Origin of the sequence: Acetobacterium sp. K1/6, from assembly GCF_034438075.1 — a bacterium.
Taxonomy (GTDB): domain Bacteria; phylum Bacillota; class Clostridia; order Eubacteriales; family Eubacteriaceae; genus Acetobacterium; species Acetobacterium carbinolicum.
In genome coordinates this window covers 126823-139085 of sequence record NZ_JAXQGA010000005.1, presented here as the reverse complement: position 1 = coordinate 139085, position 12263 = coordinate 126823, and the positions used below count along the sequence as shown (strand labels likewise).

14 protein-coding genes are annotated in these 12263 nt (G+C 40.3%); 7 read left to right on the top strand and 7 right to left on the bottom strand.

Annotated elements, in window-relative coordinates; translation table 11 throughout:
* Positions 1-94: 94 nt before the first annotated feature.
* Positions 95-613 (top strand): C-GCAxxG-C-C family protein, encoded by a 519-nt coding sequence (locus U2P91_RS06170; protein WP_111889662.1) that lies wholly within the window; start codon positions 95-97, stop codon positions 611-613.
* A gap of 103 nt (positions 614-716) precedes the next feature.
* On the opposite strand, the gene U2P91_RS06165 is transcribed toward U2P91_RS06170, so the two are convergent.
* From U2P91_RS06165 to U2P91_RS06150, 4 genes are read right to left on the bottom strand one after another with little or no spacing between them, the layout of a single operon-like run.
* The gene (locus tag U2P91_RS06165; RefSeq protein ID WP_111886905.1) at positions 717-1376 is read right to left on the bottom strand and encodes an amino acid ABC transporter permease; all 660 of its coding nucleotides are present in this window, start codon (positions 1374-1376) and stop codon (positions 717-719) included.
* On the bottom strand, positions 1370-2092 hold the full coding sequence (locus U2P91_RS06160; protein ID WP_111886904.1) for an amino acid ABC transporter permease: 723 nt from the start codon (positions 2090-2092) through the stop codon (positions 1370-1372). The genes U2P91_RS06165 and U2P91_RS06160 overlap by 7 nt, the downstream gene beginning before the upstream one ends.
* Positions 2092-2904 carry a transporter substrate-binding domain-containing protein gene (locus U2P91_RS06155; RefSeq protein WP_111886903.1) on the bottom strand — a complete coding sequence of 271 codons (813 nt, stop codon included), beginning with the start codon at positions 2902-2904 and terminating at the stop codon, positions 2092-2094. Before U2P91_RS06155 ends, U2P91_RS06160 begins: the two co-directional genes overlap by 1 nt.
* A gap of 54 nt (positions 2905-2958) precedes the next feature.
* The gene (locus tag U2P91_RS06150; RefSeq protein WP_111886902.1) at positions 2959-3681 is read right to left on the bottom strand and encodes an amino acid ABC transporter ATP-binding protein; all 723 of its coding nucleotides are present in this window, start codon (positions 3679-3681) and stop codon (positions 2959-2961) included.
* Between the two features lie 405 nt (positions 3682-4086).
* Here U2P91_RS06150 and U2P91_RS06145 point away from each other — a divergent pair, with 405 nt between their 5' ends.
* The gene (locus U2P91_RS06145) at positions 4087-4455 is read left to right on the top strand and encodes an ABC transporter ATPase (RefSeq protein WP_111886901.1); all 369 of its coding nucleotides are present in this window, start codon (positions 4087-4089) and stop codon (positions 4453-4455) included.
* Between the two features lie 68 nt (positions 4456-4523).
* Here the strand turns inward: U2P91_RS06145 and U2P91_RS06140 are convergent, their stop codons facing one another.
* The gene (locus U2P91_RS06140; RefSeq protein ID WP_111886900.1) at positions 4524-5045 is read right to left on the bottom strand and encodes a DUF4364 family protein; all 522 of its coding nucleotides are present in this window, start codon (positions 5043-5045) and stop codon (positions 4524-4526) included.
* Positions 5046-5130: 85 nt separating this feature from the next.
* Between U2P91_RS06140 and U2P91_RS06135 the strand changes: the two genes are divergently transcribed.
* The 5 genes from U2P91_RS06135 to lexA all read left to right on the top strand — a co-directional run bounded on the left by U2P91_RS06135 (position 5131) and on the right by lexA (position 10683).
* Positions 5131-5844 carry a 4Fe-4S double cluster binding domain-containing protein gene (locus U2P91_RS06135; RefSeq protein WP_322519269.1) on the top strand — a complete coding sequence of 238 codons (714 nt, stop codon included), beginning with the start codon at positions 5131-5133 and terminating at the stop codon, positions 5842-5844.
* A 163-nt stretch (positions 5845-6007) separates the two neighbouring features.
* A complete protein-coding gene (locus tag U2P91_RS06130) occupies positions 6008-7345 on the top strand; it encodes a DUF512 domain-containing protein (protein ID WP_111886899.1) in 1338 nt (445 codons plus the stop codon).
* Positions 7346-7391: 46 nt separating this feature from the next.
* Positions 7392-8711, top strand: coding sequence for a ribosome biogenesis GTPase Der (gene der, locus U2P91_RS06125; protein ID WP_111886898.1), 1320 nt, complete (start codon positions 7392-7394; stop codon positions 8709-8711).
* Between the two features lie 262 nt (positions 8712-8973).
* Complete coding sequence (locus U2P91_RS06120) at positions 8974-9954, top strand: tyrosine recombinase XerC (RefSeq protein WP_111886897.1); 981 nt, start codon at positions 8974-8976, stop codon at positions 9952-9954.
* 84 nt (positions 9955-10038) lie between these two features.
* Entirely contained in the window at positions 10039-10683 is a 645-nt protein-coding gene (gene lexA, locus U2P91_RS06115; RefSeq protein ID WP_111886896.1) for a transcriptional repressor LexA, read from the top strand.
* A gap of 43 nt (positions 10684-10726) precedes the next feature.
* On the opposite strand, the gene zapA is transcribed toward lexA, so the two are convergent.
* Together zapA and U2P91_RS06105 are read right to left on the bottom strand one after the other, a co-directional pair.
* Positions 10727-11287, bottom strand: a complete 561-nt coding sequence (zapA, locus tag U2P91_RS06110) for a cell division protein ZapA (protein WP_242988582.1) — start codon at positions 11285-11287, stop codon at positions 10727-10729.
* Positions 11288-11378: 91 nt separating this feature from the next.
* Positions 11379-12257 (bottom strand): DNA-processing protein DprA, encoded by an 879-nt coding sequence (locus tag U2P91_RS06105; protein WP_111886895.1) that lies wholly within the window; start codon positions 12255-12257, stop codon positions 11379-11381.
* Positions 12258-12263: the final 6 nt, after the last annotated feature.

Here is a 12263-nt window from a genome sequence, read left to right as displayed (position 1 = left end):
TCACTGCAGCGACACTTGTTAATCTCAATTTAATTCTTGTCGAAACTGGCTGAACTCAATGATGGGAAAAAATAAATTTGAAAAGAGAGATAAAATGAATAATGAAAAAAAACAATTAGTCAACGATTATGCGATCGAAAATTTCAAAAATGGCTTGAATTGCGCCGAAAGCGTCTACGATGCTTTGATTCGCGCCGGTGTTCTGGATGTTCCTAAAGAAACCGTCGCTATGTGTACCGGCTTTGGCGGGGGAATTGGGCTTTGCGGTGAAACCTGCGGTGCTTTGTCGGCGGCAGTGATGGCAAACAGTGCCGTCCATGGCAGAAAAGATCCCTGGAGTATCGATTCCGATGTTCGAGGCGCCGAAGTCGGAAAAAAATATTACCGTCGTTATAACAATCTTGTCCGGGAGTTTAAAGAAGCTAACGGATGTACAACCTGTCGTAATATCTGTGAGCCTTTTGATGATTGGCATGGAAAAGACAGACGGGTGCATTGTATGAAATTGATTGGTGCAACCGCCCAGTTAGCTTATCACTATCTACAAATTCCACAGGAGGAGGCCTTCGAAATGCCTTACGGTGAAAAAATGGGTGCAACAATACAGAAATAATGCGATCCTTAGCCCCAAAGCAAAGTCATGGATTCAAAGAAAATCCATGACTTTATCAGTGTTTACAAAAATAGGACTTATATAGTTTTGGTTCATTACGACATTACCGAACGATTTCAGTTCTTTTTTGATAGCCGCGGACGACACAAGAAAGGCTGAAACAAATCACAAAATAACCAACTGCTAGTACCGAAAAGATCATAAAGACCTCCGGTGTTGTGGTATATCGTCCCATAACAACAAAACCACTACGGGTATATTCAGGAATCGCAACGACCTGTAAAAATGACGTATCTTTGACAGTCGTAATAACTTGCGATAACAGAGAGGGAATAATACTTTTAAAACATTGAGGGAGAACAATAAATATCAATGTTTGAATTAGCGTAAAGCCCTGGGACTTGGCCGCTTCAAATTGCCCTTCGGCGACTGAATTTAAACCACCACGGACGATTTCAGCAATGACTGCTGAAGTATATAATGTCAATGCCAACCCGCCACGAATGACAATGGTACCATATGGAATCATAAAACAGCACACCAGAATCCAGAGGAGTAGCGGTGTATTTCGAAACATTTCAATATAGACTCCGGCTAACTTACCCAAAAATCGTTTTTCATAGGTTCGGAGCAACGCCAATATGGTGCCGAAAAGAATCGAGATAATAACAACTGATACAGAAAGCGTTAATGTTAACACCATTCCCTTCGCTAAAAACTCGACGTTTGAAGGCGTAAATACATTTGAAAAAACTTCTAGCATGTTACCGCCTCCTCACTTGGATCAAAAGGAATGTGTGTAGTATCCTTGTTTTTGAGGCGTTCTTCGTATTTTCTTGCCCAAGTTGCCAATGGGAAACAGAGCATAAAATATAAGAAACCGGCAAATACATAGGATGGACCATAGTCAAGACTGGATGATGCCCAGGAATCAGCCATATACATGAGATCAAAACCTGATATCATCGCCAGTACTGACGTGTTTTTAATCAGATTGACAGCCTGATTTGTGAGCGGAGGGAGGACGATTTTGATGGTCTGAGGTAGAATAATAAAACGCATATATTGGATATAAGTAAACCCCTGAGACTTTGCAGCTTCAACTTGTCCTACTGAGATTGAGGTAATTCCGGTTTTAACAACCTCAGAAACATAAGCACCATGATAAATACCCACCCCTAAAACACCAATTACAAACACACTTAGCCGTAGTCCGGCAATTGCCAGACCATTGTACATAAAGAAAACCTGTATAACCAGAGGAGTATTTTGAAAGAACTCAACATAAACCCTTGCTAGTCCCCGCATTATTTTATTGTTTGAAGTTGAGATAACGCCAAAAATAACACCCAGAACAAGAGCAAGGACTAAGGCGAGGGCTGCGACCTCAATTGTTCGCAGAAACCCTTCGCCAAACATTTGCCATTCTCCAAACATCTTCTCCCAACGCCATAAGGCAAAAGGATTAGAACTTTTCATTAATAGTTAAGTCCCCATTTTGCGATTAGGCCTTCAATGGTACCATCTTCAAGCCAGCCATTGATGTATCCGTCAACAGCTTCTGTCAGAGCTAGGCTGTCAAGTTTTGATGTAACACCATACTGTTGAGGTGCGAATCGATCTGGTAAAATCATGGTTGAGTCATCAACGTATCCACCAAGGATTGATCCATCAACACAGAAGGCATTGACACGTCCGGAGTCTAATGCCGCCTTGATTTCTGGATAGGTCGCATATTCAGAGAAAGATACAGTAATACCGAGTTCGTCCGCTACTTTTTGAACGGCTTCTTTTGATGTTGCGCTTTGAGCAACACCGATTGCTGCGCCATTCATGTCCGCAAGACCTTTGTAACCAGCATCTTTTTTGACTAACAGGCCAACCGCATCTTCGTAGTAGGGAGTAGAGAAGTTATAAGTTAATTTTCGTTCATCAGTTATCGTAAATGTCGCAATAACGAGATCAACTTCACCATTGTCAAGCAATGGCCCCCGGGTTTTAGCGGTTACTGGAGTTAATTCATAAGCATTTTCATCGCCAAGAATTTCTTTTGCCAGAAGTTTGACAATATCAATTTCAAAACCCTCGATTTCACCGGTAGCGGTATTGCGAAGACCGAAGTTGGGAACGTCTTCTTTAACACCGACTCTTAAAACACCTGCTTTAACAACTGCATCGAGACTGCCATCAGTGGTAGCAGTATCCTTTTTTTCAGTCGAAGATGAACAAGCTGCCAAGGTAAACACCAGGCATAAAATAAACAGAGCAGAGAGTACCTTTTTCATAATCATTTTCCTCCTAATTAATAAAAATTATAATACCTAATATCGTTCTGATATTAGAAATTAACGCAAGATCTTACTGAGAAAAAGTTTCGTTCGCTCCTCCGAAGGATTTTCAAAGAAATGTTCCGGTTTTCCTTCTTCCACAATTCGGCCGTCATCCATAAAGATGACACGATCGGCAACAACACGAGCAAAACCCATTTCATGAGTTACAACCACCATCGTAATATTTTCTTTTGATAGTTTGATCATGACATCAAGCACTTCCTGAACAGTTTCAGGGTCAAGCGCGGAAGTCGGTTCATCAAAAAGGAGAATCTTTCGTTCAGTTGCGAGAGCTCTGGCAATCGCTACACGTTGTTGTTGTCCACCAGATAAAGTTGATGGATACGCATTTTCTTTTTCGCTCAGACCAACGATGGCTAAGTATTTTCGTGCTTTTTCAATAGCTTCTTCTTTTGGAACATGTTGCAATTTTATCGGTGCCAGTGTCAGATTTTCTGACACCGTTTTATGCGGGTACAAATTAAAACTTTGAAATACCATGGCTGATGTCCGGCGAACAAGTTGAATTTTGTTTTTTTGAGTGAGCTCTTCACCATCAATAAAAACATGCCCAGAAGTGGGCGCTTCTAAAAAATTCATACAACGTACGGTAGTACTCTTACCTGAACCTGAGGGACCAATAATAACCAGTTTTTCGCCTTCCGCCACGGTTAGGTTAATATCTTTCAGGACATGATTTGCACCAAAAAATTTATTTACATCTTGAAGTTTAATCAATTATACTTCCTCCAAATCTAATGTCGATAAGCCAAAAAAAGAACTTCCATAAAATATACGCATTGTGATATAGTATATTAGAAGCTCCGTTGCTACATCAGGCATCTTTTAGTAAAATGCCTTTTAACAATAATATTATGAAGAAGAGCTTTTGTCAAGCGTTTTCAAATTTCACGTATAATTAAAAACGTCAATGTTGAAAAGAACTAAGTGAAATTTCATCTCACTTAATGAGTCACAAAATCAGTTTATGAGCATGCTATTTTTAGATTCATGTTGCCTTATAATTGAGCTTAAATTATTTTGAATATATTAGGAAATGAAAATGCATTAACAACTCGGTTTTGGGTATAAACGAGTGTATTCAAATAAGAACCTAAATTAGGGTGAAAAGAGGGCGGTAACATGGGTGAAAAACTAACAACAGTTCAGTACAAAGGCAATTTAAATGAGGTTTATCGAGTTGCTGAAAAAGGAGTCGGAAATGCCTGTCGTGAATATGTAATTCGAACAAAGGATGACGAGGACCCGGTTGAGCTTGCTAGAATTAAGTTTCAAAAAGGGGCTCGACAAGAACCCGGATCTGAAGTCGGAGTGATTGATTCTGATTTACTTGAGATTGTCAGGGATCGTTTAAAGTTGTTCCAGGAAGGTGAGTTTGAATGTACTGAAAATGCGATGGCGTTAGTCCATATTGAAACGGCTATTATGTGGCTAAATCGTCGTGTTGAAGATCGGATCAAACGTGATGTCATTGGAACACACAACAAATAAAAAAAAGGTTGCCCATGGGGGATTACCCCCCTGTGGCGAACCTTTTAATGAGCTAGACTTTAGCACTATCAGGTTAAGAGATTCAATACTGATGAATAAAGATCCTGGGTATTTTTTTTCCAGCGATCGCAGACATCCAGAGCCAGCTTTAAGGTCGGCGCATTCAATGAAATTTCCATTAAAACCATGTTGTTTTCTTGCAATTTCAACTCGATGAGATAATCAGTTTCACCTAATTTCTGATAGTTAGCGGTTACTTTAACTTCTTTAAAAATTTTCTCTCTGTTTTCTTCAAGATAACGGTCGATCATTTCAGTAATATAAATGGGGATTTTTTCATGAAAAACCTTCAATGTTTCCTTGCCCATTGCAGATAAGGTAAGCACTGATTTTTCGTCATAATCTAACACAGAAAGAAATTCATCTTTGATCAGATCATCAATATATAACTGAATATCAAAATAGCCAATCTGTAAGTTTTCAATTATTATCAGAGCGACCTGTTCACGGGTTAACGAAGTTTTGATTTTTTTCAAGACATAGAGTATGATTAGTTTATCCTCAGCCTGCTGCTCAGAATTAAAGATCATCCATATCACCACCTTTATTTTTCTAATGATATTGTAACATAACAATGATATAATTTCCCAATTTCTATGTAAAAAAGAGGAAAAAATGAAAAAAAACAAGTGTAACAATCTCTCCTCACAACAAAAACCTTATAACCAGAGAATTATCCGTCTGGGTCAGGCAATGGGTGCCACTGAAATCGGATTCTCAGATTTATCAATGTTGCCTGTTAAAAAACGAATAGGTTTTAAACGCGGCATTTCCGTTATAATAAAGCTATCAAATGGTATTTTAAACCAGATCGAAGATGAACCCACTCAAACTTATTTCAATCACTATCGGAGTGTTAACCGTCTCATCGATGACATCTGCCTACGAATTCTATTAGAACTGGAAGCCGACGGCTACCCCGGTGTAGCTATTGCCGCATCGCAGTCAGTCTCAGATCCAAAAGATCAATTTACCGGAGCATTTCAGCACAAAACAGCAGCGGTTTTATCTGGTTTAGGGTGGATTGGGCGCAGTGCCTTATTTATTCATCAGCGCTACGGACCCCGCGTGCGCATGGGTACAATTTTAACCAATGCACCTCTAATTGTGGGTGAGCCGGTTACCGAAAGTGCTTGCGGTTCCTGCCGGGCCTGTGTCAAAGCCTGCCCGGCAATGGCCATAGAAGGGCGGATCTGGGAACCTGGAATGCCGCGAAATGAGCTTTATGATGCCTATAGCTGCAGCCAGCATATGAAAGAAGCATTTCACCATATCGGCAGGGGCGTTGTCTGCGGCCTATGTGTCGTTGCCTGTCCCATCGGAAAATAAGAAACTTTCCACTGTTTACTTAGATAAATCATTAAAAGACCGCTTTAATTGGGAAAAATTCTTAAATAGGTTTTTTTTTCTCTGAAAATATTATATAATAGACAAGGAGAACTGCCAGCTGGTTTTGCTAGGCAGTTTTTAAATTGTAAAGAAACAGAGAGATGTGTTGAAAAAATTTATAATAAACGGCGTCGAAAATAATAGCATTCTTGATGAAATGGAAGTTGAGGCGGGGGACATCCTCCTGTCGATCAATGGAATGGCGGTAACTGATATCCTCGATTACCGCTATCTGATTGCCGACGACGCCTTAGTTGTTGAAATAAAAAAACCGGATGGTGAAATCTGGGAACTGGATATTGAGAAAGAATACGAAGAAGATTTAGGTGTTACGTTTCCAGAAGAGATGATTGGAACAAAAACATGCAAGAATAATTGTATCTTCTGTTTTATCGATCAGTTGCCGATTGGCATGAGAGATAGCCTTTATGTAAAAGATGACGATGAGCGTTTGTCATTTTTAACTGGCAATTATATTACCATGACGAATCTTACTCCCGATGAACTGAATCGGATTATTCGCTACCGCATAATGCCTATGAATCTATCCATTCATACCACCAATCCCAATTTAAGGATCAAGATGCTTAAAAACCGTTTCGCCGGAGATGTGATGTCCTATCTAACGACCTTTTATGATAATGGCATCGCGATGAACGGACAAATCGTACTGGTACCGGATTTTAATGATGGTATCGAATTAGAAAAGACGTTGCATGATTTAAAAGCGCTTTATCCCGTTCTTCAATCTGTTTCAGTGGTTCCGGTGGGCCTTTCAAACCATCGCCAAGGCTTAGAAAAACTGCGTCTTTTTAGTCAGGATGATGCACTGAAAACCCTGGATATTATTAACTCCGTTCATGATGAAATGGAAAAAAAATACGATAATGGATTTGTCTATCCCAGCGACGAGTTTTTTTTACTGGCGCAGAGCCCCATTCCCGAAAGCACTTACTATAGCGGATTTCCCCAAATTGAAAACGGGGTAGGAATGATGGCCGATTTTAAAGCCTCCGTTAAAGAAGCATTACAGACGATAAATGTTAGAAAAACTGACTCACCACTTAAAATCACCGCGATAAAAATTGGGATTCTGACCGGAACTGCTGCTTATGATTATCTTGGTAATCTGGTTGATGCGATTAAAACGGAGCTTCCGTCTCTCGATCTGACCGTTTTCCCGATCATCAACCACTTTTTTGGCGAGGCGATTACCGTATCCGGGCTGCTCACCGGTTCGGACATACTGACCCAAATGAAACCCCGGCTTGATAAAAATCCCTATGATTTACTCCTGCTGCCAGAAAATGCCCTGCGCAGCGGTACTTCTACCTTATTAGACGACTGGACCCTGGAAACGCTAGGCGAAGCCCTTAATGTGACCATCCACAGCATTCCGGTTCAGGGTGAAGACTTGCTGCAGGCATTATTAGACAAATAAAAAATGCAAATATAAAATTATTATTAGAAATGAAGTGAGGAAAAAAATGCCAAAGCCTATCGTTGCAGTGGTTGGCCGCCCGAATGTGGGAAAGTCAACCCTGTTTAATAAATTAGTTGGAGAACGAATTGCCATCGTCGAAGATACTCCTGGTGTAACAAGAGATCGGATCATCGCCGACGCCGAATGGCAAAACCACCATTTTACCCTGATTGACACCGGCGGGATCGAACCCCACACCAAAGATGATATTCTATTGCAAATGCGGGTCCAGGCGGAAATCGCCATTGATATGGCCGATCTGATTGTCCTGATGGTAGACGGTCGAGAAGGAATGACCGCCTCAGATTTGGAAGTTGCCAATATGATTAGGAAACATGACAAAGATGTTTTATTAGCTGTAAACAAGGTTGATAGCCAGGGTCTGGAAAACAACGCCTTTGAATTCTATAACCTGGGAATCGGAGAGCCAATGGCGATCTCGGCCGAACAAGGTTTGGGTCTAGGCGATTTTCTGGACGAGATCATTAACCATGTTAAGCATTACTATGACGAAGAAGAAACGGAAGATGAAAGGCTGCGAGTCGCTGTCATCGGTAAACCGAATGTCGGAAAATCGACCCTAATTAACAAGGTGCTGGGCGAAGAGCGGCTGATTGTCAGCGATATTCCAGGGACAACGAGGGATGCCGTAGATACTGGCGTCAGATACGACGGGGAAGACTATGTTTTAATTGATACCGCCGGATTACGTCGAAAGAAAAAAATCTACGAAGACATCGAACGTTACAGTATCGTTAGAGCTATTGCTGCCGTCGAACGGAGTCAGGTTGTACTGGTTCTGATAGACGGATCTCAGGGTGTTACCGAGCAGGATGCAAAAATTGCCGGGATTGCCCATAATCGGTCCAAGCCATCGATTATTATTGTCAATAAATGGGACGCCGTCGAAAAAGACAATAAAACCATGAAAAAGATGGAAGGGGATATTCGGGACGCACTTTCATTTATGGATTATGCGCCAATCATTTTTATCTCAGCCAAAACCGGACAACGACTGGGCAAAATATTTGAAACCATCGAATATGTAAAAGCACAAAGCGCCAAACGGATCACTACTGGTAAGGTCAATGAAGCACTAGCCGAATTTGTCATGATGAAGCAGCCGCCATCAAAACATGGCCGTCGACTAAAATTATACTATGCATCTCAGGTCGCCATTAATCCGCCGACATTTGTGGTGTTTGTCAATGATATGACCTTAGTCCATTTTTCATATCAGCGTTACCTTGAAAACAAGATTCGGGAAACCTTTGATTTCTTTGGAACACCGATTCGATTTTTTGTTCGGGAACGAACGGAATAAGATTAAAAACAGTTATTAATCTGAAGAGCGGGAATTTTGCAGCAGCTATGCAGAATTTTCGTTCTTTTTGGATCTGTAGTTATGGTCAGACCAGCTAAAGAGACTAAAATGTTTTGTCACGAAATGTAAGTTTCGTGACAAAACGAATAAAATGTGATAAACTAAGATCAATCTATTTTAGCCGCCTGGTTACCTTCATGAACTGTTCTGATCTTGTCTTTACGCACTACATAAATACCAAATAAATTTAGGAGTACTTGTCATGACACCCCCAACAAATAAAACTGATCGAATAATTTTAAAAAACGCATTGATTGATGAATTTCTGAATTATGTTTTGACCATTAAAGGTTATTCTGAAAAATCAGCTCAGGCTTACCGTTATGATCTGATCATCTTTTTTCGGTTTATTAAGCGTTATTTTGCGATGGTTCCCCAATCCCTAGACTTTGATGAGATTCCCATCGATGATGTCACGCTTGATGATTTAAAAGCAGTCAACCTGGGTATTCTTTATGCGTTTCTTTCCTATTCAAGTAAGGAGCGGCATAATTCCGACGCCGCCCGTAGCCGAAAGGTATCCTCACTCCGCTCGTTTTTTAATTATCTGTGTAATAAACAAAAATATTTTCTTCCCAACCCCGTGACAGAACTCGAAATGCCCAAGCTACCAGCTCGCCATGCCCGTTATCTGGAATGGGATGAAGCCGTGGATCTATTAAAAGGGATAACCGGTCGTCATAAAGAACGGGATTTTGCCATTGTTACGTTATTTCTTAATTGTGGAATGCGTCTTTCCGAACTCACTCAAATAAAAATAACGGACATCAAAAATGACGCCCTGCGGATCATTGGAAAAGGTAATAAAGAACGTACCGTCTTCTTAAACCATGCCTGTTTGAAAGCGATCAATCGATATCTTTTAGTCCGCCAGGAATCAGACTCCCCCCATTTGTTTCTCAGTCAGCAGAATACTCCTATCAGTAATCGGGCAGTTCAACATCTGGTAAAGAAACATCTGGCCAGTTGTGGACTCAATACGGACGAAATCAGTGTCCATAAGCTCAGACATACAGCGGCAACCCTGATGTTTCGCTATGGCAATGCGGATCTGCGCTCGGTTCAGGAAATTCTGGGACATCAAAATGTTTCAACAACGCAGATCTATACCCATATCAACGAAGAAACCCTTCGCGATACTCTCAATCAAAATCCCTTATCTCAATTTGAAAGTGATGACTAAGAGTATGATTTATAGAAAGAACTTACGTTTGTTTTTATTCTTAGGATATGTTATAATAAGTTATAAAAATTTGGAGGAATGCTAATGTACGAGGATTTAAACAGCAAACAGTTTGCAATATTAAAATTCATTGAAGCTCAAATGCGAGATAAGCGTTATCCCCCATCTGTACGGGAAATATGTGCCGCTGTTAATCTAAAATCGACCTCCACTGCTCACACTTACTTAAAAAAGCTGGAGGAACTGGGTTATATTAAACGGGATGCAACGAAAACCCGGGCCATCGAAGTTCTTCGTCACGATCCTAACGAAACAATATCAAGTTACTTCGATGAAAAAACAGTTGTTTCACTGCCAATTTTAGGTTGTGTAACAGCCGGAGCGCCAATTCTCGCGATTGAGAATATCACCGATGTTTTTCCGTTGCCCTTAGATTTTGCAGGAACAGATAGCGCGTTTATTCTTGAAGTTAAGGGGACCAGCATGATTGATGCCGGCATCCTTGATGGTGATAAAATTATCGTCAGAAAACAGGAAACGGCAAGTAATAGTGAAATTGTTGTGGTCCTTCTGCTTGAAGATAATGAAGCTACGGTAAAACGTATCTTTTATGAAGACACCAATAAAATCAGGCTCCAACCCGAAAATAAGACTATGGACCCCATTATCTGCAATGAAGAAGATATCAAAATTTTAGGTAAGGTTACCGGATTAATGCGTAAATTCTAAACAAAAAAAAGATGTTTTCACATCTTTTTTTTAATTGATAATCTTATTCTAATTTCATTTTGTCTTCAATATTTTTAAAAACGTCTTTTTCAATATGATTTTTGTTTGCTTTTACTAATTCAATCTGGCTTTCAAATAGTTGATTCTGCAAGTCTAAAATCGTTTTACGACTGGTTTCGCTTTCAATTTTACTTTGTCGCAAATGCTCACGGTATTGAGCCAGTAAATCATTTTTTTCGTCTAATTCTTTTTGTAGCAACTCTTTTTCTTCCGCCAGAGTCTCATATTTTCCTTTTTCTGCATCTAATAAGTCATTCGTTTTCTCAAGTTCATCTCGGACTAGTTTAATCTCGCCAATTTCCTTCGCTTTTACTTCTTCACTGGTACGAATTTCTTCTTCTGCAATAAAAAGTCGCTCAGTTATGTTCATACAGCCTAGAATTGCAATCCGAATGTGATTAGTAAAAGGATTAGCCGCCTTGACGCGTTCCAACTCGGCATTGACATAATCAGAGACAAGTTTGATATGCTCTTCGTTTCCCTTTGCCTTTAAATTAAATTCAGTATCTAATATGCGTAATTCCATTATTGTTTGTTCAGGCATTTTTTCCTCCTGCGAAATAAATTTCTAAGTGGTAAATTGTGTTCCACTCTATTATATGTAATAAACTTAAAAAACACAAATGATTTATCAATTAATAATTTTCGATCACTTGCATCAGTTTTGTGTTTTCGATGATCTGAAAGTTGATGTGCTTCTGAGTGATGTATTCAAATCCATCTCTTGATTGATCATAAACAACCGGGATGGAGTAAATCGGCTTCTTGTATTTGTTAGCGTAACTCAGCGTATGGATGGTTCCGCTACCCGGCGAAAAGTTAGAGACAATCACAAACTGACTGGTGCCACTTTGCAGGCGATCTCGTTCGACAAATTTATAAGGCTGAACCGTTTCATGGTGATTGTATTCTGAGATCAGGCAACCGCCATGATCACAAATCCTTTCTGCCAATTCTTTATTCGAACCCGGATAAAGCCGAACCAAACCTGAAGGCAAAAATGCCACTGTCTTTCCCCCGGCGGCCAGACAACCACGATGTCCATAACAATCTGATCCGGCGGCCAGGCCACTAATCACGACAAAATTATTTTCGGCAAGAATCTTACCGGCCTGAAAAGCAAAATCCGCTCCCAGTTGAGACGGCGTGCGACTACCGATAACCGCGGCCCGTTTGGGTTGATTTAAGATTTCAAGATCTCCGATATAATACAGTAAGATCGGATGATCATTAAAATCAAGACACACTGGAAAACCATCATCTAAATAGGATTTGCATTGAATCCCCAGCTCTTCGCATTCATCGACGAGCCGTTTGGCATCCGCAATGGCTTGCTCAATCTCAACTCGTCCGATTTGACTTGTAATAATATGAAAAGTTTGACCGATTTCCACCACCTCTCGGAATGAAAGAACCTGGGGCGAGGTAATAATTTCTAGCAGCAGCTTAATTTTCTGGCGTCCGACCCCTTTTAATTGTAAAAGGCCAATAATAATCTCATATATATGATTCATACCCGT